The following is a 19144-nucleotide window of genomic DNA, read 5'->3' as shown; positions in this document are numbered from 1 at the left end:
GACAGTGACTTCGACATGTTTTCTACATAACCGAAACATTATTCTGTTAAGTACTTAGAACTGCAATATAATCAGAGTATGCATCATGTAAATTCAAATCAACGTATTTCTATTCAAGGTTCATTACATATACCCCAGAGGCAGTAGCAGCAACGGCTCTTCATCGACCGGCAGGTCAAGGATAGCAGCAACTTTCTCGTCCTCGAACGCACCTACTGCACACGTCCCGATTCCAAGTGACATTCCCTGAAGATATATATTCTCAGCAGCACAGCCCACTTCGATATGTGCATACCTGACCCCGCGATTCCCGTACTTTACCATTATGCGTGAATAGACTGCTGTGATCACGACAACCGCAGCAGCATCCCTTATCTGTGGTTGTGACAGCGATACCCTGCAGAGATCATCCCTTTTGTCGCCATCAAGGACTTTTACTATTGAATGCCTGGATGGCACATACCTGTAAACACCAGCATTCATCCCATCCACATTACCGACGACCAGGTATACCTCAAGAGGATAAAGTGCACCGGCTGAAGGTGCTGTCCTGAAGAAGTTATCCAGGGTCAAACCCTGTGCAGCCCACATTAATTGTGACACATCGGAAAGTGATAACGCCTCCCCTGAATAGGAACGAAGTGATCGCCTTTCTGAAAGGGTTTGTTCGATGGAAAAGCCGCTTTGAATTGTCGGTTCCGGAAGTTCGATCTCAGGTGATGGATCAACAGGATCTGCTCCCGGATCAAGCTGATCGTTTCTGTCTTTTTGTCTATCCCCACTCATCAAAATAAGAGATTGTCCTGCGACATCTATAAATCTTACTCACAGCAAAGTATTTGCAATGTCTGATGGACAACCTCTTCCAGTCAATAAACTTAGAGAAAAGCTCTTAGAGCCTGCAACCGACATAAGGTACCTGCTCTCAAAGGGCTATGTAAGAAAGAGTGCGATCACTTTCGTAAGCAACCATTACAGGCTTACCGAACATGAAAGGCATGTACTCGCAAGACTGGTACTCTCATCCGAAACTGCAGAAAGACGCAGTAAAAAGAAACTCAGTTGCTCAAGGTTAGAAGGATGCGACGTTCTAGTTGACGGTTACAACGTCATAATAACCATAGAAAGTGCACTGAAAAATGAACCAGTGTGGTCTGCAGACGATGGATTCCTGCGTGATACCAGTGGAATATTCGGAAATCACAGGATCACGGATACGACCTTCCTGGCAATTGATGAGATGCTGGCAACTCTTTCGGCTTTGAAATTAAAATCAGCTACTATCCTTCTTGATTCACAGATGAGCAACAGCGGGAAATTGGCACAGTATATCCGAGAAAAGGCCAAAAGTAATAACTTTAAAGCCAATTCAAGAACCTCAAAACATGTGGATTTCGACCTTAAGGAAGCGGGGGCGGATTCTGTGATAGCAACTGCTGATGGCATTATAATCGATGCTGTGGAGAAGGTGGTTGATGTTACGGAATGCTGGATGATGCAGAGTGGGAAGATCGATGAGACTTTCAGTCTTAATTCTCATGGGAAGAGAACTAAAGAAAAGAACTGAAATGTGGGATATGCCAAAATGAGGTGAGATAATGTTTTTTAACCCTCCCCACCTTCCTTTGATCAAAATCACTTAGTCAGACAGAGCAATATTGCCAGATCCTCATCTGCATGAAGGGAGTGAGGTGCATTTGCCGGCATGAAAATAAAGGTTCCTTCTTTCATCTCGATGGCCTTATCGAACAACCTGAAAACGCCTTTTCCTTTCAATACCTGAACCACTCCTGTTTTCGTAGAAGTATGCTCATCAATGTTCGTTCCGGCAGCAAGGCACATCAAAGTATAATTGTAGCCTTCGTCATTGGCAAGAACCGTACTGAAAATTCCCTCTGTCGGGAACTGCATCAATTCATTCAGGTCTTTTGAGAATCCTTTATCCATATCTAATACCTCTTTTTAATATTCGTTTTTGATAATTTATAGATTTGCATATTCTTTAGCAGGTTCACATTTGTTAATGGTAAAAATCAGAAAATTAATAAGCAATGTTATTATTCCCACTCTCAACAATAGGCAGCCATCGATTTCGTAATAAAGCAAAAGGAATTTCTCATGTCTTTTAAGCAAAATGAAGGTATCATCAACGGAAGCCTAAAAGGAGTAATTCCCCTCCTTGCCCTTCTGACAGCCTTCCCCGCCCTTTCAACCGACATGATCCTGCCAGCCATACCACTACTTGCGGAAAACTGGAACCAGCCGATATCTGTTGTTAACCTTATCCTTGTCTGCTTTTTTGTAACCTATGGATTCTTCCTTCTCTTCTACGGACCGATATCCGATCGATTTGGTCGTCGCCGTCCTTTACTTCTTGGGCTTGGCGTGTACATAATTGCAAGCTTCCTCTGTGCTTTTGCAACCACAGCCCATATGCTGATCCTCTTCCGGATACTCCAGGCAGCAGGAGCAGCAGCCAGCTCATCGCTTTCCATGGCCATGACAAAGGATCTCTTTGCCGGCCAGGAGCGTGAAAGAATACTGGCACACATCGCGATCATCATGGCAATTGCCCCAATGATGGCCCCGGTACTTGGTGGCTGGATACTGCTTGAACTTTCCTGGCCATGGATATTTTTCAGTCAGGGACTTCTGGGAGTAATCGGATTGGTTGGCGTCCTCCGTTTTCCTGAAACCCTGTCTCATGCTTCCGATGCACCTCTATCCAGGGTAATGCATGCTTATGGTCGATTGATGCTGAAACCTACCTATGTTGTCATGGTCTTTGTCATGTCAGCAACACTCTTCCCGATGTACAGTTTCATCGCAGGATCTTCTGACATATACATAAACGGATTCGGCCTTACAGAGCAGAAGTTCAGTTACTTTTTCGCGTTCAATGCTATTGCCCTGATGATGGGGTCTTTCTTCTGTCTACGATTAACAAAATACATCAATTCAAAACATCTGATGACAACCGGTTTCATGGGAATTTTACTTGGCGGGTTTATTCTTATCATGAACAGACATCAGGACCCGTGGGGATTTGCTCTTCCGATGTTCCTCGTTACATTTTCAATCGGCTTGAGCCGTCCACCCAGTAATAACCTTGTACTTGAACAGGTAGACAAGGATGTAGGTTCGGCCTCCTCACTGCTGATATTCACTTACTTCACCATGGGTGCTGTGGGAATGTGGCTCATCTCCCTGGAATGGGCAGACAAGATCAATACACTTGGATTGATCACACTGGGATGTGGTTCTATGATACTGATCGCATGGTTGATCTTGCAGAAAAAAGAATGCATTGCTCCATCATAATGCTTACATGATTATCAATGATATCTGAAGATCGGAATATTTTGCTTAACAGACATATTTATAAAATTGAATGCCTTCTTCTATTTTATGAAAAAAGTCGACGTACAGGAACTATACAGGGAATCCTATGTTGACAACAACTTTGAAAGAGCAGATCTATTTGAAACCCTGAAAACCAGATTCAACATAAAAAGATCTCTTTATCCGGGAAGTTTTGCCCATGTGACTCCTTCTTTTTTCATTCCTGAGGTCGTATATGTAGATACCGATCCACGAGCAAAGAAGTTCTTTGAGCAAAAAGATGCAGTTGCTGACCTGATCTCAAAGAAGAAGACCTATGACACAGATACTATGCTACACTTCATATCTTCTGACTACTCAGGACCACTTGACCTTAAAGAGAAAAGTTTCGATCTGCTCATCTCCCAGTACGCTGGATTTGTTTCACAGGAATGCAAAAAGTACCTGAAAGTTGGTGGCATACTGCTTGCAAACAACAACCATGGGGATGCAGGGATGGCATTCATCGATGATGACTATGAACTTATCGCGGCTATCGATGTAAAGAGTGGGAAATACAATATAACAGATCGAGACCTTGGATCCTATTTCTTCCCTAAGAAGCAAATTCCTGTTACAAAAGAATACCTCAGGGAACTTGGAAAAGGGATCGGATATACTAAAACAGCCAATTCGTATCTTTTCAGGCGGATCTCCTGAGAAGATTGCTTACTTCGGATCTAACTGCACCAAATTTTTTTGTGCGCATGGATAAAGATACCAAATTGATTTATGATAATAGCCCAATTTTAATATCCAGTACTTAATTTTAAGCAAATATTAGATCCAGGGGGGAGATCTACAAATGAATAACTTTGAGGAGCAGCTGCCGAAAGTTAAAGCACATGATAAGACCGTAGGCATTTTAGGTGGTGTGGGATCCGAATCAACTGCACGTTTTTTCCTGAAGCTCATAAAAAATACTCCTGCCAAAACCGATCAGGACCATTTGAGGATCTTCATCGATAATAATCCAAACATACCAGACCGCACACAGGCAATTCTTGGACTTGGTGTAAGCCCCGTAGAGGAAGCAAAAAAGTCTATTGAGATCCTGGAAAATGCCGGTGCAGAGATCATCGCAATACCATGTAACACAATGCATTACTTTTATCCCGAGCTACAGGCAAGCACAGAAGTCCCCATAATAAACATGATCACGGAAACTGCCTCTTACATCCAGAAAGCATTTCCGGATATGAAAAAGATTGGTTTATTAGCCACTACCGGTACAATAAAGACCAGACTATATCATGAGGCCATCAATGGGTTCGAACTAATAACTCCGGATGAAGAATTACAGGAAAAGGTCATGAACTCGATCTATGGGGAAGATGGGATAAAGGCAGGGTACACAGAAGGAAGTCCGAGGGATGATATTCTAAAAGTAATTGAAGTGCTAATCGAAAAAGGTGCTGAAGCCATAGTTCTTGGTTGTACCGAACTCACTTTACTTTCTATAAAAGAGGAAGTTCCTGTTCCATTGGTAGACCCATCATTGATCCTTGCAGAAGTTGTGGTCAAAAAGGCAAGGTTGCAGATCTGAGATAATAAAAGAATGGTTTCTCGCCATCATTCAAAAAATTCTTCCCTGATAGAGTGGAACACTTCTATTGCCACGGAATCCTCAAGGATCTCTGCTTTATTAGATTCGTTGCCTGCAATGCTCCAAGAATTACTCGAATTTACTTCAAAAGTTTCCTCACCTATTGTCAGCAGCATCTTACCGAAAACCAGATAGCCAGTATGCTCATGAACGTGATCATGTTCCGGCAGGAAAAAATGTTCCTGCTCTTACTACTATTTTCATCACAATGAGTAAATATCATTGAACGTTTTCTTTTCTCATGAAACAAAATCCTGAACTCGAAGTACTTGAGTCCCTTGCAAAGACCATTCTTGTAGCTGCAAGAACCGCACCCAAGGGAAAGGGAATCGATGACATCGTGACCTTCCTGCTGGATGACACTGACAGAATGCAACTTGCAGATAAGATGGAAGAGCTTAGTGACATAAAGGGTATGAAGTTCCTGATACGTGATGCTAAGAATGTCAGAGATGCTGATTCACTTGTAATTATAGGCCTGAAATCCTCAGGAGTGAGCTCACTTAATTGCGGTGCATGTGGATTCGAGAAATGCAAGGAAATGCTTGAACAGAAAAAGGTCAAGGTGGAGTTCACAGGCCCACACTGTATGATAAAATACATGGATCTCGGGATTGCAGTTGGTTCTGCTGTTTCAAAGGCAAAGGACCTGTGCATCGACAACAGGATACTGTACTCTGCAGGTGCTGCGGCATGTTATTTTGACATGATCGATGCCGATGTTGCAATGGCCATTCCTTTGAGTGTCAGGGGGAAGAATATCTTCTTTGACAGGCCATCCACAAGGTGAATGGGCGATAGACCGTCTGCTGGGTAAACGATCGGTTGACCATAAACCAAAAGGTATATACCATCATGATCACCCATAAATAACAGTATGTCTGAAAATGGGGACGTACATGAAAATGATGGAGCTGTGATCGGAAAGTATATTTCCGAATCAGACAACTACATCACAAGGGTGGGGTTTTTTGCTAAACGGGGTGACAGACTCGTAATTTCTCCTGAAGAGCTCAGTTGTTATGCACCTCAGGTCATCGAGGGTGGAAGGTGTGAAAAGGCAGGAGAAAATTGGCGTTTTTTTGATGAAGAGAAGGATGCCGACATCAAAAACATCACTCTCGTCTATAATGACTTCCAGGATTCCCTTCGTGTCTATAATTGTAAGAAACTAAAGAGAATATTCGGGGAACCTACCGGATATTGCCTGGTAGATAACAGTTTCATTGGAACTGATGCTGTGTGCCTGTTAGAACAATTCGGAGAACGTCCTATTCAGGAAGATGATTTCTGTATCTCATGTCATCCTCTAACTGAAGAAGAGATAGAGAAGTTCAAAGACTCGGTCGAGAAATACATCAATCACTATTATGATTCCAACTTCTGTAACTATAATAGCGAAGAAGAATCTCTTTTGAGGCGTTTTTTGAGTTCACTAAAAAAGATGCTTGGGAATTCCTGAGAACGACTACTGCTCAACATCACATCCAGATGTTCAAACTACGTAGAGCAGATTGAGCACTCCGTGGCAGTTGCAGGTAGTTGCAACAAAAAAGGCCTTTTCCCCAATGGGATCGTCAGCCGCATTCTCACAAATGCTTTTCACGTGCTCAAGGATAGAAAGCATGTTTTCTTTAAGGTCAACTCCACGTATTCCACCGATCCCGGCTTTCATCTGGCAACTATCAAAAACCCACCCGGCATACTCAGGAACCAGACCATTTACATAAGACGTGATAGTTTGCCGTTTTTCTCTTTTGAAATTATAGCAGTAATCAGCCTGACCCATACAATTGTCAGGACAGATCTCACCTGCTCTTGCATAGGAAAACATGATCACTCCGCTTTCAGGGTAACTGCCCACAATGACATTTTCAGGTAGAACCGACTGGAAGTTTTCAAAATATTCCATCATCTGAGTATCTTCTTTGTCTATGGAGAGCTCACTCGCAATATATTCACCGGAATCCATTCTTAACGAATCAACCACCATATTTGCAGTTGCATGGGTGGGTACAGCTGGAATAATGAACTCGGGCATTCCCAGATCCAGAAGAGAAGTAACTTCATTTATATCCATACAATAGAAGTAGACATTATTGTTTAAAGCCGGATCTTTACCGGTATCTATTGAACTTTCGGTAGGAAATTCAGCACTACTTTCAGTTATGGATCTGATAAGTTCCGGGATCTCAGAAATATCCTTAATTACAGTTGTGTCCATTGACGCAGGTGCATCGGGATCACTATCAATGATAAGCACAAAGGGAAAGTTGGAATTGTTTGCATATTCAACAAAATTGCTTCCGATCTTCCCGCCACCAAGGATAAGGTAATATCCATTAACTACTGACAGAGATTCAAAAGAAGCAATTTTATTATTCAACCATTTAATTCGATCCATAGACACAATCGAATATGTTAAAAGAAGTATATAGTTACATAGGTTAAGAAATTGAGGACGTTTTTGACTTCTTTTTTATGTAGCAAATATCGAAATGAATAATATAGATACTATCTTCAACTCATTGTATGTTGATCCATGAATAAGTACCATTAAGAGAAACTCAGTTTTCTTTTTCCTCTTCTTCCATGATCTCCTTTAGCTTCTTCTCTTCCCAGCCTTTAGCAAATTTGCTCACACTAAATCCCTGTATTACTACAAAAATTCCCCATCCGATCATCGGCCAGTGAACCCACCAGTTTCCCCCATCAGAATAGTCGATGAACAATAATATTGCCATGACGATCAGGTATACTGCCAGATGATTGTAGAACTTTTTGAGTTCCTTTACCCGTTTCTGGGCACGTAATAATTTCTCATCTTCCTCTGCCATTTGCTATCTCTCCCCATTATAAAAATAGTGAGAAAACTATTTACTATTTTTGGATGTGTTCAAATTTGAGAAATTCAGAAGTGATATTTATTTCATGTGTATATGAAGGGTAATTTAAGGATTAGGAAGAATGTTGAGCAATTTATTTAGCTAGAGATACCTTATCCTTTCCTTTCCCCTTAAGAAAGATCATTACTTTCACTCGACTTACTATGAACTTTTATAGTACGCATTACAGATAATAAGTTGAAATTAAAGGTGGGTGCTAATTTTGGAATTAATAAACGAGCCAGAGATAACAGATTTAGAAGAAAGAACTGTAGCATACGTTTCTTTTGTCGGAAACTATGTTGGCAATGTCGAAGTCTTTGCAGAACTGTTCGGTAAATTGGGAATTTGGGCAGGTCCGAAACAATTGATAGGACCAGACACTCTCTTCATGTCTGCCTATTATGACGATCCGGGTGTTACCCCTCCGGAAGAACTTAAACTGGAAGCATGCATGACCATCGACGATGATGTTAAAGTCGAAGGAGAGATCAAGAAGCAGAAACTTCCCGGCGGAAAGTATGTAGTAATGCGGGCAGAACTGACGGGAGCAGAAGAATATGGTCCTGCATGGGAAAAGATCGTAGAGTGGCTGATGCAAAACAACCTCGAAATGGACATGTCAAGGGCAAGCTATGAGGTCTATTTGAATGATCCAGAGCAGCATCCGGAAAAGCATCACATTCTTGATATCTGTATGCCTGTTAAATAAATAAGATACAAAGAGGCATTTTTTGGATAAATGCCTCTATTTCTGATATTAAAAATATCCGTGTACAATCTCCGGTCACTGAACTTTTGCCTGGATCTCTTTTGCGAATTCCCTTGCCTTCTGTACACGGGTTTCGTCAGGCTGACCTTTAGTAGAAGGACCCATCTCACCAAAAGCTTTCATCTGTGGATCATCTGATTGCAACAACATGTCAATGATCGGTTGTGCAAGTTCACCCTGGCATTCAAATGTACCAAGATAATTTCCACTAGCTGCGATATCCTTGCAGGAACCGGTCCAGGAATGTATGGCTTCAAATCCCTCAGGAACAGCATGGGTCATGAAGAATGCTATGTTCTTGCCAGCCGAATTCTCTTTTACAAATTTTGAAACATTCTCAGGAACGTTGAATTGCATTACCGGGAAACCCACAAACACAAGGTCGTAGCCTTCAAAGTTGCTTATGTCTTTGAGATCTTTGATATCCTTCTCCCCAGCAATTTCTTCATAAATTGCATCAGCTATCTTTTTCGTGTTGCCTGTCTGTGTCATGTATGCTACTAATGTTTTCATATAACCACTCCTCATGATCTGTAAGAAAAACTGGTCTTTACAAGGTTATATACATATGTGTTAGTAAAATGTACTTTTTTGAATTCAGTACAAAATTCTAACCTTCAAATTTGTACAGATGGAACAAGATCAAAAACAATCGGAATAATCAAGATAGCTCTCACTTCCTCCAGAAAGCCGGCGTCAATATCACCATAACAGTAAACACCTCAAGCCTTCCGATCCACATGTTAGCAGTGAGGAGCAACTTGCCAAGGGCAGGGATGTTATCAAAGCTCTCCATAGGACCCACGAGACCAAGACCCGGACCGACATTTCCAAGAGTTGCGATCGAAGCACTCAGGGAAGTTACAAAATCCATTCCCATCAACGAGAGCATGGTCGAACTGGCAACGAAGATCATGAAGTAAATTACCATGAAAGAGACGATGGAATGGATCACATCTTCAGGGACTGTTTTTCCGTTGAAGCGGATGTGTCTGATGGCCTTTGGATGGAGTACTTTGAAAAGCACATTCTGTGCGTATTTCATCAGGAGAAGCATACGCACCACTTTTATGCCACCTGAGGTGGAACCTGCACAGCCGCCGATGAACATCAGCAGGAAGAGAATGAACCTTGAGGAATCCGGCCATAGGTTAAAATCCGCTGTGGCATAACCGGTGGTCGTAAGAATGGAAATTACCTGGAAACTGCTGTACCTGAAGGCTTCTGCAAGGGGATAGACACGACTGCTGAAAAGCATATAGGCAAGGACAAGGGTCGCCATGGCTATTAACAAAAAGTAGAATTTGAACTCCTCATCCCGTATCAGGCTTTTCCGGTCAGAGAATACAGTTTTGTAATGGAGGGCAAAATTTGCTCCGCCAAGGAACATGAAAACTATGAAGATAGCCTCTACCACCGGATCATTGAATGCCGCTATGCTATCTGAGTAAGGGGAAAACCCGGAGCATGAGATGGATGTGAATGTATGGGTCACAGAATCATAAAGGGACAAACCCGCAAGGTCAAGGACGATGATCTCTGCAAGGGAGAGCATGATATAGACAAGCCACAGGATCTTGGCAGTCTCCCTGATCCTCGGGCGAAGCTGTTCCTCATGAAGACCCGGGACCTCTGCACGAAACATCTGGCGACCTGCAATGCCGAGCTTTGGCAGGATGGCAATGAACAACATTATGATACCCATGCCACCAAGCCACTGGGTCATACTTCTCCAGAAGAGCAGGCTCCTGCTGTGGCTTTCAATATCAGTAAGTGCAGTAGCTCCGGTGGCCGTGACCCCGGACATTGATTCAAACAGGGCATTGAGTACAGGAACTCCTTCGAGTATGTAAGGTATGGAATAGATAACTGCTGCAATAAGCCACCCGGATGCCACGATGAAAAACCCTTCCTTCATGTTCCATTCCTCTTCCACTTTTGTGAAGAACAATGAGAATACGAAAGCAGCGAGAACTGTGATGAGCAGGGGGAATCCAAAGGTAAACAGGTTTTCGCCATAGTATACAGCCACGATCAACGGAATGACCAAAAATCCGGCAAGCAGCCAGAGAATGGAACCCAATACACCCAGAACTAAACTATATCTCAAACGGACCACACCACATTATTTAGATCTCATCAGCCATCAAACACATATCGGATCTTAAGACCCTTCACTCTTCTTGCAGGAATAAACCATGGAGAGCCTTAATTCCTGCTAAATATCGGGGTATTGAGATTTGTTTTCTAAAATATTCCCTATCTACTTAATCTGCCCAATTTATTTAGATGTTCTGTAGGTTCCTCTTCGGATAGAAAATGAAAAACTATCATGAATTATCAATGATAGATATTGAACAATGAATCAAAACTTACGAACAAGTACATCCTGGTCTCAGGAGATCTTACTCATCAATATCAGAATAAACCTTGATGAACTCAGCCATCAATGTAACGATTATGGAAGAATAATAGATCCACAAAAAAACAGCTATAAAAGCACCAATCTGAGTATAGACGGTCGTAAGGTTGCTATATGAGAGATACAGGCTGAAAAGATATTTGCCAATGGTGACAAAAAGAACGGTCAGGAATGAACCTGTCATTATATACCTGAGACCGAGCTTCTTTTCCGGAAGTGTCGTATAAAGATAAACGAAAAGCACAGTGAGCACGCAGAAGTTTGCCACAGAAGAAGCATACTGGACAAGATCCAGTGAAAATGGCAGAATTGTTGTAATTACCTTTGATATGACCACAAGGAATATCTCTGTAAGAATGCTCAGGACCAGAAGCACGCTGAATATAAATACAGCAATAAATGAGGACATCCTTTTCCTGAAGAGCCTTTCTGCCCAGCCCTTCCTGTAATCCTGAACTCCCCACATGTTGTTAACCGTCTTCTGAAAATGCAGGAAGATATTGCCGGCACTCCATAGGAAAAGCAGGAAACTGCTAACAAGTCCAAAGGTCAGTGAACTAGTTTCGGGTAACTGCTGAAAAAGCAGGTTCAATGAGTTTATGATCTCTGCATTGGCAAAAGGGGATATATACCCTATGATGGTTGCTTGAAGGCGTTCCACTTTCAGGAACATTCCCCCAAGGGATAATGAGAAAAGAAGAAGGGATGGAAGACTTATTATCAGATAGAATGACAGAGCTGCACTGAATGATACACCATCATCTGAATTCCATTTTTTAATGGTTTGTAGTGCTACGTCCCTGAATTTATCCATGAAAAGTAATTAATTTACAGATACAATTAGTTTCTGATATAGATAAACAGATTTAAAAACTCCTGAGTGTCAAAAACCCTGTTGGAAATCAGAAAAGATCTCAGGGCCATTCACTCAGGAGAGATCATTTTAAGCCAGCTGTTCACACATATTCGGACATCATTGCCATTAATTTTGACGTTTCCATAACAGGAACTGTCTCGATATGGCAAATATCCTTCCATGGAAGCGCTGCAATAGCATAACTTTCAGAATCCTTTATGTCTACCACAGCAACATATCTGCAGGTTGAAAGATCGGTCCATTCACTGATAACTTCCACGCTATCAGGCCAGCTCCATTCGCTGTATCTTCTTGTTACTTCATCGTTATCTTTAGGTTCCCATGTTATTATGTCCATAAATAACATTTTATTGCCACTCCCGAAAATCAAAGGCCAGTTTATGACCACATATAACAATTATTTTGATATCACATATAGGTATCGAAAGAAAATTAAGCAGTCCCTAACTTTCTGTTCCAATATGAAACAATCAAAAGAACTATTCATAATAAAAGAATAATTACATCTAATGGAAGAAATTCCAATGGAACCCTGGGCAAACATAGGTTTTGATCAACCTGATGAAGAAATTGCAGCGATCTACCGGATGGAGCAGCTAATCACCCCCATACCAAAGATAGCCCAAACCATCCGCAACCTGATCACCCGGCTGGAGATCTGCCATTTTAAATTTGAGCACCACGTCCTGCGAATAATTGAAGCAATTGGCAGCATGGAGTTCGATATTGATCCGGATTCAATTGGCAGTGCACACCCGAAATGCGGAGAAGATGCCTGGCGTGAGGATAAAACCGGAAGAAGCAGGAAATGTCAGGAATATATCTGGGTACTAAAGGCATGGGTTGCAGGAGAGAAGATGCCTGAAGAGGATCCCAGAGGCATTCCCGAAAATCTTTTCGAGGAAGTGTATAGTTCACTGGGTCAAAGGAACAAGCACAAGGAAGCACTTGTTTTGGCACTGCTGGACAGGCTGCTGTGGAACTTCGAGACGGAAAGAAAGGAACTGGAGAGACATTTTGAAGCACTTATCTACCAGATCGATCGCACCGACATCTGCCATTATGCATTCCCGGAGAACCTCGAAAAGATGATAAAGGCAATAGGGGAACTGAAACCATCTTCTGAATTCGAAGGCTGTGGTTCTCATGATGAGGAACACCAGATAATGGCACTGCATTATGTCATGGAGTTGAATGCATGGCTGCACGACGAGGTGAGTGAGATCGGCAATGTATTGGGAAAAAGAACTCTTCTGAAAGAATGGCTTGTCTCATGTCTGGCTAAAACGATAAAGGAACTTGCCTGGTTTGAGGAAAAGATTCCTGAAAGTAGTGGCTTAGGGGAGACTAACAACTAAGCAAATCCTAAGAAATAGAAGTCGTTTATTAATAAAGATTAAATTTCCACCGAAAAGCCAGATATTTTGACTTTACGGTGGATATTGAATTTTGCATCAATTTCCGATCAGGCGAGATCGAAGCGATCAAGGTTCATTACCTTGTTCCACACCGCTACAAAGTCTTTCATAAACTTCTCCTGTGAGTCCTCACATCCGTAGACTTCCGCCAGAGCCCGGAGTTGGGAGTTCGAACCGAAGATGAGGTCGACTCGGGTACCGGTCCACTTGAGCTCGCCTGTTTCGCGATCATAGCCTTCGAAAACATCGTCGGAAGTTGCCTTCCACTCCGTGCTCATGTCAAGCAGATTCACGAAGAAGTCATTGGTGAGCGTCTCCGGCTGCCTGGTGAAAACACCGTGTTGGGACTGCCCAAAGTTGGCATTCAAGACGCGCATACCGCCTATAAGAACCGTCATCTCAGGAGCGGTCAGTGTCAGCAGTTGCGCCCGATCGACCAGCATTTTCTCTGCCGATACAGCGTACTTGGTTTTCTGGTAGTTGCGGAACCCGTCTGCTTTGGGCTCGAGTACACCAAATGACACAACGTCGGTTTGCTCATCAGAAGCATCTGTGCGTCCCGGCATGAATGGAACGGTCAAATCGTGACCCGCATTCTTTGCCGCTTGCTCGATACCTGTGCATCCACCCAGAACGATCAAGTCGGCAAGCGAAACCTTCTTCCCGCCTGACTGAGCGTCGTTGAACTCCATTTGGATTCCCTCAAGGATCTCAAGCACAGTAGCAAGTTGTTCAGGCTGGTTGACTTCCCAATCTTTTTGCGGTGAGAGACGGATGCGTGCCCCGTTTGCCCCGCCACGTTTGTCGGAGCCACGGAACGTGGACGCTGATGCCCAGGCGGTCGATACCAGTTGAGAGACAGACAGTCCCGAGGCAAGGATCTTGCTCTTGATATCTGCGATATCCTGTGCGTCGATCAGCTCATGATCCACTGCGGGAACCGGATCCTGCCAGACCAGTTCCTCTTCCGGGACCTCCGGGCCGAGATAGCGGGAGCGGGGGCCCATGTCGCGGTGGGTTAGCTTGAACCAGGCGCGTGCGAAAGCATCCGCGAACTCATCCGGGTTCTCCAGGTAGCGTCGGGCGATGGGTTCATAGATAGGGTCAAACTTCAGCGATAGATCGGCCGTGGTCATCATCGGCCGGTGCTTCCTGGACGGATCATGGGCATCAACGACCATGTCCTCTTCGTCCACGTCCTTGGCCAGCCACTGGTTCGCGCCGGCCGGGCTCTTGACAAGCTCCCAGTCGTATTTGAACATCACTTTAAGATAGCCCGAGTCCCATTGAGTTGGATTCGGCTTCCAGGCACCCTCGATACCACTGCTGATCGTGTCGCCGCCCTTGCCACTGCCGAAGCTGCTCTTCCATCCGAGACCCTGCTCTTCGATAGGGGCAGCCTCTGGCTCGGGTCCCACATGTGCTGCATCACCGGCGCCATGGCACTTGCCGAATGTATGCCCACCAGCGACAAGCGCGACGGTTTCTTCATCGTTCATAGCCATGCGCGCGAAGGTCTCTCGAACGTCATGGCCGGAGGCTACCGGATCTGGATTACCATCCGGTCCTTCCGGGTTGACGTAGATCAAACCCATCTGGACGGCTGCCAGAGGGTTTTCCAGATCCCGATCTCCACTGTAACGGCTCTTGGGCTTGTCGCTCGTGGCCAGCCACTCCTCTTCGGATCCCCAGTAGATGTCTTCTTCAGGCTCCCAAATATCCTCGCGTCCTCCAGCGAAACCGAAGGTCTTGAATCCCATGGACTCGAGTGCACAGTTACCGGCGAGGATCATCAGATCGCCCCAGGATATTTTTCTGCCGTATTTCTGTTTGATCGGCCAGAGCAAACGACGCGCCTTGTCGAGGTTCACGTTGTCCGGCCAGCTGTTTAGAGGTGGAAAGCGCTGATTTCCGGACCCAGCACCCCCACGACCGTCGCCCATGCGATAGGTACCTGCACTGTGCCATGCCATCCGGATGAAGAGACCACCGTAGTTACCGTAATCGGCCGGCCACCAGTCCTGCGAGTCGGTCATCAGCGTATAAAGGTCCTTTTTCAGAGCCTCCAGATCGAGTTTATTGAATTCCTCAGCGTAGTCGAACTCTTCCCCCATCGGATTGGACTTAGAAGAATGCTGGTGCAGAATGTTAAGATTCAACTGATTAGGCCACCAGTCCCGGATCGACGTGCCACCACGGGCAGTAGATCCCATTACCAGGCTCTTGGTATCTTCATTCATAATGTTTCCTCCTTTCTCTGATCATCAGCTACCGGGATTACAAATGCAGTAGTTAAGGACAATTTATTTTCACTCATTAAATCCACTCCATTATTTGATCGGACACATTGAATATACTATCAAGTAAACAACTAAGCTAAATTCCCAATTATGCCCCCTTAAGCAAATAAAAAGAATGTTTTTTGCATATAAAAAGATATTCAGAATTTAAGATAGTATAATATTATAAAATATCCTTAAACAAAGTAATGGAAAATAGAATTAAAAAGTGAAAACAGCGGCACCCTTAAGCTTGATTCACTTTTAATTTATCGATCAGATCGTATATTTGATGAATCAATTCTTCAAACTTATTGATCTCTGAGAGATAATTCTCATAAGCCTGGAGCTTTATTTTTTGTTCTTCACTATCGGCATGGTTCCTGTATTCTTCTATCAAAGGAGTGATCTTGGTCTTAGCGATCTCAAGTTCAGTTTCAAAACCATTCCTTACCTGGGTAGCAAAAGCATCCAGCAGATTCTTTTCCATATACAGATATGTCTTGCGTGATCCGGGTTTATGTATCCTTTTTATGCTCCAGAAATGCTCAAGATTCTTTATTTTAAGACTGATAGAAGCAAGGCTATATCCGGTCCTATGTGCCAGTTCCTCCATACTTATTTCTCTGGACTCAAAGTTGAGGATCGAAAGGATCTGAGCAGTAGTATCATCGACCCCATAGCCTTTGAATATCTCCTGACCAATATCAATTATCTTTTCTTCAATATCACTCATTTTCCCACTTCTGTATCAACAGAATTCTTATTTATCATATCTGGAAATGCAGTATCAGGCCGATACCATTTTTAAGCCACCGATACCAACGGCGATCAGGCCTATAAAGAAGAGCCTGGACATATTCATTGACTCATTGAAAAGATATATTCCAACTATGGTTGTCCCGATGATACCGATTCCTGTCCAGACTGCATATGCAGTTCCGACAGGTAATGTTCTCAAAGCTCTTTCCAAAAGATACATGCTTAAGATCAAAGTAGCAACTGTAAACACCACCGGGTAGAACTTGGTTAAACCATCACTGTATTTCAATCCAACTGCCCATCCGGTTTCAAACAATCCTGCGATTAGTAAGTATATCCATTCCATATTTTATACCATTTATAGATTTTAATAATTATTAAAAGCTATTGATGTTAAACTCTTATTTAGATGTTTTGGCAGACATGAAGAAATTAGGAAAATACCATTTACTGAAACATATGATCAACATAAGAAGAGCTTTTTTAGTTTACTATGAAAATTATATGACCGGGTCATTTTTCTGTACCAATCAAATCCAGTACAGAATTATAACGCTTAAGTATATAATCATACATAACTTATCACTAATTGTGACAGATGATGAAGTTATAGACATCATCACTATCACAGGATGCCAGCCCTTAAGAGCATCACAAATTAAATCAATTCGGAGAAATAAATGCCTGTATTAAGCCTGTTAAGTTGCAAGATACTTCAAGACGAGATCGTATGGCTTTTGGGTAATGATTCCCAGATCACAAATATTGTGATAGTAGCAAATGAAAATATTTCCGAATTTACAGAAAAGCTTGATGAGCAGCATACCTCTTATGAGATCACACCAATTGAAAAGATCACGAAGGCTCTTGAAAACGTGGATAAAAATGAATTTGTGGTTGTTGTTAACATTCTGGAACTTGGACTCCACGAGGTACCAAAAGAACTGAAATCCCAGGTCTACCAGAACATAGAGAAAATGACACCTTTTTCTAAGGGAATACTCATCTTTTACGGTCTTTGCGGTAATGTTCTTGGTAACGTAGAAGAAGATTTCTGCCTGGAAAAAGACGACTGCATCGTACGAATACTCCGGGATGATGAGAGGATTGTGGACGACTGCATTGCAGCAACGGTAGGTGGCTGTGCAAACTATCTGAAGTTGCTCAAAGAGCACAGCAAAGAACCTGCTTTCTTCTTTACACCCATGTATGCAAGTTCATGGAGAGAACTCTTAGCACCGGAAAGATATCATTCAGATCCTGAAGAAGCAATGAAGATGGCAAAGATGGTAAACGACTGTGGCGGATACTCAAGAGTTGCAAAGGTCAAGACTGGCCTTACTTATGTAAAAGATATCGACAAAAAAATCGAAGAATATGCAGAGCTATTTGGATATAGCATTTTCGAGATATGTGGCAGCCAGGAACTCTTTGAGAAATGCTATCGTTCGATAAAGGATGAAATCAGCTGAAATATCAAAACTTAAAAATAAATATTAAAAAGAAAAATGAAAATTGACGATAAATCAATAAGCACCCTGATCTATCACACTACCGGATTATATCCCATGTGCTCGGCCATGAATTTGGCAACATCACCCGATTCCATCACTGGAAAACTATCGAAATGGCAGATATCCAACCAGGGGTACATACCCTCAGCATAAGATTCAGCATCCTCTACTTCGTATAGAACAATATGCCGGCAACTGGACAAGTCAGACCATTCACCGATTACCTTAATTCCTTCCGGATATTCCCACTTTTCAAAGCGCTTCCACATTTCATTATGGTCCTTTGGGTCCCATGTTATTATGTCCATAAACAACATTTCTTGATACTCCCCTTTACTTCATTTACAGTTTGTCTGTTCAAAGATATACAGCCAAAAGCCCCCGCCTACGACTGATTTAAGTTAGAATTATCCTTATCAAAACCCCAACCCAAATTAATATTCCACATTACGGTATAAATTCCTACTGAAATAAAATATTCTTAAATTAATAGAAATTGAACTTTAGCACATATCAAAAAAATCAGAGCATACTGAATTAGAAAAGATGATTACATCAAATCTTTGATAGCTCAATGAGTATATAGTAGTTTTAAGTTTGTATTATTTTCAAAAAAAGACATAATTGCTGCTGAAAAATGCCCATGTCAGTTGAAAACACCAATGGCTTAAGTATATATGCAAATATACCTCATTTTTTGTTATAATTTCATTAAAACAAACGGCTTGGTCATAATGGGCAAAAAAATAAAAGATGAAAAGATGCTCGAGGACATACTTTTAGATGCACAATATCTGAGGCTGGGACTTTGTGATAATGATAGACCTTACATCGTACCAATATCGTTCGGATACAAGGACAGAACAATCTATCTACATAGTTCCAGGAAAGGTACGAAAATTAACCTCATTAAACAGAACAAACATGCCTGTTTTGAAGTGGACAATTTTTACGAGACACTCCCATCCGATGAACCCTGTTCGTATTACATGAAGTACCAGAGCGTCGTAGGCTATGGAACTGCAACTATCCTGGAAGATGAAGAAGAAAGAAAAGAAGGCCTTAAGATCATAATCGATCGCTACCATAATAAAGAATACAACATCGAAGACCTGAAAACCAAGGGAGTGGCAATCATACGTATCGATGTTGAAGAGCTGCATGGTAGGCAATATGGAATGGACTACGATTGAGCAAATCTGACCTCTCGTTACGAAAAAAGGAGTGG

The 19144-nt window shown here is 42.6% G+C and carries 23 protein-coding genes; 10 read left to right on the top strand and 13 right to left on the bottom strand.

Features of this window, described 5'->3' with window-relative positions; genetic code table 11:
* Positions 1-123: 123 nt before the first annotated feature.
* Entirely contained in the window at positions 124-786 is a 663-nt protein-coding gene (locus WOA13_RS01265) for a SagB/ThcOx family dehydrogenase (RefSeq protein WP_342126192.1), read from the bottom strand.
* 58 nt (positions 787-844) lie between these two features.
* Here WOA13_RS01265 and WOA13_RS01260 point away from each other — a divergent pair, with 58 nt between their 5' ends.
* A complete protein-coding gene (locus WOA13_RS01260; protein ID WP_342126191.1) occupies positions 845-1567 on the top strand; it encodes a DUF434 domain-containing protein in 723 nt (240 codons plus the stop codon).
* Between the two features lie 68 nt (positions 1568-1635).
* Here the strand turns inward: WOA13_RS01260 and WOA13_RS01255 are convergent, their stop codons facing one another.
* Complete coding sequence (locus tag WOA13_RS01255; protein WP_342126190.1) at positions 1636-1947, bottom strand: cupin domain-containing protein; 312 nt, start codon at positions 1945-1947, stop codon at positions 1636-1638.
* Between the two features lie 171 nt (positions 1948-2118).
* Here WOA13_RS01255 and WOA13_RS01250 point away from each other — a divergent pair, with 171 nt between their 5' ends.
* From WOA13_RS01250 to cuyB, 3 genes are all read left to right on the top strand, one after another.
* Positions 2119-3321, top strand: coding sequence for a multidrug effflux MFS transporter (locus WOA13_RS01250; RefSeq protein WP_342126189.1), 1203 nt, complete (start codon positions 2119-2121; stop codon positions 3319-3321).
* Between the two features lie 87 nt (positions 3322-3408).
* Entirely contained in the window at positions 3409-4041 is a 633-nt protein-coding gene (locus WOA13_RS01245; protein ID WP_342126188.1) for a hypothetical protein, read from the top strand.
* Between the two features lie 145 nt (positions 4042-4186).
* The gene (gene cuyB, locus WOA13_RS01240) at positions 4187-4927 is read left to right on the top strand and encodes a cysteate racemase (protein WP_342126187.1); all 741 of its coding nucleotides are present in this window, start codon (positions 4187-4189) and stop codon (positions 4925-4927) included.
* A 26-nt stretch (positions 4928-4953) separates the two neighbouring features.
* On the opposite strand, the gene WOA13_RS01235 is transcribed toward cuyB, so the two are convergent.
* Positions 4954-5103 carry a cupin domain-containing protein gene (locus WOA13_RS01235; protein ID WP_342126186.1) on the bottom strand — a complete coding sequence of 50 codons (150 nt, stop codon included), beginning with the start codon at positions 5101-5103 and terminating at the stop codon, positions 4954-4956.
* Positions 5104-5228: 125 nt separating this feature from the next.
* Here WOA13_RS01235 and WOA13_RS01230 point away from each other — a divergent pair, with 125 nt between their 5' ends.
* Positions 5229-5777: a ferredoxin domain-containing protein gene (locus WOA13_RS01230; protein ID WP_342126185.1), complete on the top strand. Its 549-nt coding sequence runs from the start codon at positions 5229-5231 to the stop codon at positions 5775-5777.
* Positions 5778-5864: 87 nt separating this feature from the next.
* On the top strand, positions 5865-6449 hold the full coding sequence (locus tag WOA13_RS01225) for a hypothetical protein (RefSeq protein WP_342126184.1): 585 nt from the start codon (positions 5865-5867) through the stop codon (positions 6447-6449).
* Between the two features lie 33 nt (positions 6450-6482).
* Here the strand turns inward: WOA13_RS01225 and WOA13_RS01220 are convergent, their stop codons facing one another.
* Positions 6483-7391, bottom strand: a complete 909-nt coding sequence (locus WOA13_RS01220; RefSeq protein ID WP_342126183.1) for a hypothetical protein — start codon at positions 7389-7391, stop codon at positions 6483-6485.
* A gap of 163 nt (positions 7392-7554) precedes the next feature.
* Positions 7555-7824, bottom strand: coding sequence for a 2TM domain-containing protein (locus tag WOA13_RS01215; protein ID WP_342126182.1), 270 nt, complete (start codon positions 7822-7824; stop codon positions 7555-7557).
* A gap of 271 nt (positions 7825-8095) precedes the next feature.
* Here WOA13_RS01215 and WOA13_RS01210 point away from each other — a divergent pair, with 271 nt between their 5' ends.
* Complete coding sequence (locus tag WOA13_RS01210; protein WP_342126181.1) at positions 8096-8584, top strand: AraC family transcriptional regulator; 489 nt, start codon at positions 8096-8098, stop codon at positions 8582-8584.
* Between the two features lie 75 nt (positions 8585-8659).
* Here the strand turns inward: WOA13_RS01210 and WOA13_RS01205 are convergent, their stop codons facing one another.
* The 4 genes from WOA13_RS01205 to WOA13_RS01190 all read right to left on the bottom strand — a co-directional run bounded on the left by WOA13_RS01205 (position 8660) and on the right by WOA13_RS01190 (position 12289).
* Positions 8660-9157, bottom strand: coding sequence for a flavodoxin family protein (locus tag WOA13_RS01205; RefSeq protein ID WP_342126180.1), 498 nt, complete (start codon positions 9155-9157; stop codon positions 8660-8662).
* Positions 9158-9317: 160 nt separating this feature from the next.
* The gene (locus WOA13_RS01200; RefSeq protein WP_342126179.1) at positions 9318-10754 is read right to left on the bottom strand and encodes a TrkH family potassium uptake protein; all 1437 of its coding nucleotides are present in this window, start codon (positions 10752-10754) and stop codon (positions 9318-9320) included.
* Between the two features lie 295 nt (positions 10755-11049).
* A complete protein-coding gene (locus WOA13_RS01195) occupies positions 11050-11880 on the bottom strand; it encodes a YihY/virulence factor BrkB family protein (RefSeq protein ID WP_342126178.1) in 831 nt (276 codons plus the stop codon).
* 142 nt (positions 11881-12022) lie between these two features.
* The gene (locus WOA13_RS01190; RefSeq protein ID WP_342126177.1) at positions 12023-12289 is read right to left on the bottom strand and encodes a DUF3303 domain-containing protein; all 267 of its coding nucleotides are present in this window, start codon (positions 12287-12289) and stop codon (positions 12023-12025) included.
* A gap of 163 nt (positions 12290-12452) precedes the next feature.
* On the opposite strand from WOA13_RS01190, the gene WOA13_RS01185 reads away from it, so the two are divergent.
* Positions 12453-13301 carry a hypothetical protein gene (locus tag WOA13_RS01185; RefSeq protein WP_342126176.1) on the top strand — a complete coding sequence of 283 codons (849 nt, stop codon included), beginning with the start codon at positions 12453-12455 and terminating at the stop codon, positions 13299-13301.
* Positions 13302-13408: 107 nt separating this feature from the next.
* Here the strand turns inward: WOA13_RS01185 and katG are convergent, their stop codons facing one another.
* The 3 genes from katG to WOA13_RS01170 all read right to left on the bottom strand — a co-directional run bounded on the left by katG (position 13409) and on the right by WOA13_RS01170 (position 16748).
* Positions 13409-15601: a catalase/peroxidase HPI gene (gene katG / locus WOA13_RS01180; protein ID WP_342126175.1), complete on the bottom strand. Its 2193-nt coding sequence runs from the start codon at positions 15599-15601 to the stop codon at positions 13409-13411.
* Positions 15602-15887: 286 nt separating this feature from the next.
* Positions 15888-16376, bottom strand: coding sequence for a GbsR/MarR family transcriptional regulator (locus WOA13_RS01175; RefSeq protein WP_342126174.1), 489 nt, complete (start codon positions 16374-16376; stop codon positions 15888-15890).
* A 54-nt stretch (positions 16377-16430) separates the two neighbouring features.
* Positions 16431-16748 (bottom strand): DMT family transporter, encoded by a 318-nt coding sequence (locus WOA13_RS01170; RefSeq protein ID WP_342126173.1) that lies wholly within the window; start codon positions 16746-16748, stop codon positions 16431-16433.
* Between the two features lie 334 nt (positions 16749-17082).
* On the opposite strand from WOA13_RS01170, the gene WOA13_RS01165 reads away from it, so the two are divergent.
* Positions 17083-17874, top strand: a complete 792-nt coding sequence (locus tag WOA13_RS01165; RefSeq protein ID WP_342126172.1) for a DUF1638 domain-containing protein — start codon at positions 17083-17085, stop codon at positions 17872-17874.
* Positions 17875-17948: 74 nt separating this feature from the next.
* Here WOA13_RS01165 and WOA13_RS01160 read toward each other — a convergent pair whose 3' ends face one another.
* Complete coding sequence (locus tag WOA13_RS01160; protein ID WP_342126171.1) at positions 17949-18224, bottom strand: DUF3303 domain-containing protein; 276 nt, start codon at positions 18222-18224, stop codon at positions 17949-17951.
* A gap of 426 nt (positions 18225-18650) precedes the next feature.
* On the opposite strand from WOA13_RS01160, the gene WOA13_RS01155 reads away from it, so the two are divergent.
* Complete coding sequence (locus tag WOA13_RS01155; protein WP_342126170.1) at positions 18651-19109, top strand: pyridoxamine 5'-phosphate oxidase family protein; 459 nt, start codon at positions 18651-18653, stop codon at positions 19107-19109.
* Positions 19110-19144 lie beyond the last annotated feature (35 nt).

Origin of the sequence: Methanococcoides sp. LMO-2 (genome assembly GCF_038432375.1) — an archaeon.
Classification (GTDB): domain Archaea; phylum Halobacteriota; class Methanosarcinia; order Methanosarcinales; family Methanosarcinaceae; genus Methanococcoides; species Methanococcoides cohabitans.
This window is presented reverse-complemented; position numbering and strand designations above follow the sequence as displayed.

What these genes read in the sequence shown, in the direction of transcription:
- WOA13_RS01260 (WP_342126191.1), top strand. Translation starts at nt 845, where the DNA reads ATGTCTGATGGACAACCTCTTCCAGTCAATAAACTTAGAGAAAAGCTC.
- WOA13_RS01215 (WP_342126182.1), bottom strand. Translation starts at nt 7,824, where the DNA reads ATGGCAGAGGAAGATGAGAAATTATTACGTGCCCAGAAACGGGTAAAG.
- WOA13_RS01225 (WP_342126184.1), top strand. Translation starts at nt 5,865, where the DNA reads ATGTCTGAAAATGGGGACGTACATGAAAATGATGGAGCTGTGATCGGA.
- katG (WP_342126175.1), bottom strand. Translation starts at nt 15,601, where the DNA reads ATGAATGAAGATACCAAGAGCCTGGTAATGGGATCTACTGCCCGTGGT.
- WOA13_RS01255 (WP_342126190.1), bottom strand. Translation starts at nt 1,947, where the DNA reads ATGGATAAAGGATTCTCAAAAGACCTGAATGAATTGATGCAGTTCCCG.
- WOA13_RS01230 (WP_342126185.1), top strand. Translation starts at nt 5,229, where the DNA reads ATGAAACAAAATCCTGAACTCGAAGTACTTGAGTCCCTTGCAAAGACC.
- WOA13_RS01205 (WP_342126180.1), bottom strand. Translation starts at nt 9,157, where the DNA reads ATGAAAACATTAGTAGCATACATGACACAGACAGGCAACACGAAAAAG.
- WOA13_RS01185 (WP_342126176.1), top strand. Translation starts at nt 12,453, where the DNA reads ATGGAAGAAATTCCAATGGAACCCTGGGCAAACATAGGTTTTGATCAA.
- WOA13_RS01190 (WP_342126177.1), bottom strand. Translation starts at nt 12,289, where the DNA reads ATGTTATTTATGGACATAATAACATGGGAACCTAAAGATAACGATGAA.
- WOA13_RS01195 (WP_342126178.1), bottom strand. Translation starts at nt 11,880, where the DNA reads ATGGATAAATTCAGGGACGTAGCACTACAAACCATTAAAAAATGGAAT.
- WOA13_RS01235 (WP_342126186.1), bottom strand. Translation starts at nt 5,103, where the DNA reads ATGCTGCTGACAATAGGTGAGGAAACTTTTGAAGTAAATTCGAGTAAT.
- WOA13_RS01245 (WP_342126188.1), top strand. Translation starts at nt 3,409, where the DNA reads ATGAAAAAAGTCGACGTACAGGAACTATACAGGGAATCCTATGTTGAC.
- WOA13_RS01160 (WP_342126171.1), bottom strand. Translation starts at nt 18,224, where the DNA reads ATGGACATAATAACATGGGACCCAAAGGACCATAATGAAATGTGGAAG.
- WOA13_RS01265 (WP_342126192.1), bottom strand. Translation starts at nt 786, where the DNA reads ATGAGTGGGGATAGACAAAAAGACAGAAACGATCAGCTTGATCCGGGA.
- cuyB (WP_342126187.1), top strand. Translation starts at nt 4,187, where the DNA reads ATGAATAACTTTGAGGAGCAGCTGCCGAAAGTTAAAGCACATGATAAG.
- WOA13_RS01165 (WP_342126172.1), top strand. Translation starts at nt 17,083, where the DNA reads ATGCCTGTATTAAGCCTGTTAAGTTGCAAGATACTTCAAGACGAGATC.
- WOA13_RS01170 (WP_342126173.1), bottom strand. Translation starts at nt 16,748, where the DNA reads ATGGAATGGATATACTTACTAATCGCAGGATTGTTTGAAACCGGATGG.
- WOA13_RS01250 (WP_342126189.1), top strand. Translation starts at nt 2,119, where the DNA reads ATGTCTTTTAAGCAAAATGAAGGTATCATCAACGGAAGCCTAAAAGGA.
- WOA13_RS01155 (WP_342126170.1), top strand. Translation starts at nt 18,651, where the DNA reads ATGGGCAAAAAAATAAAAGATGAAAAGATGCTCGAGGACATACTTTTA.
- WOA13_RS01175 (WP_342126174.1), bottom strand. Translation starts at nt 16,376, where the DNA reads ATGAGTGATATTGAAGAAAAGATAATTGATATTGGTCAGGAGATATTC.
- WOA13_RS01220 (WP_342126183.1), bottom strand. Translation starts at nt 7,391, where the DNA reads ATGGATCGAATTAAATGGTTGAATAATAAAATTGCTTCTTTTGAATCT.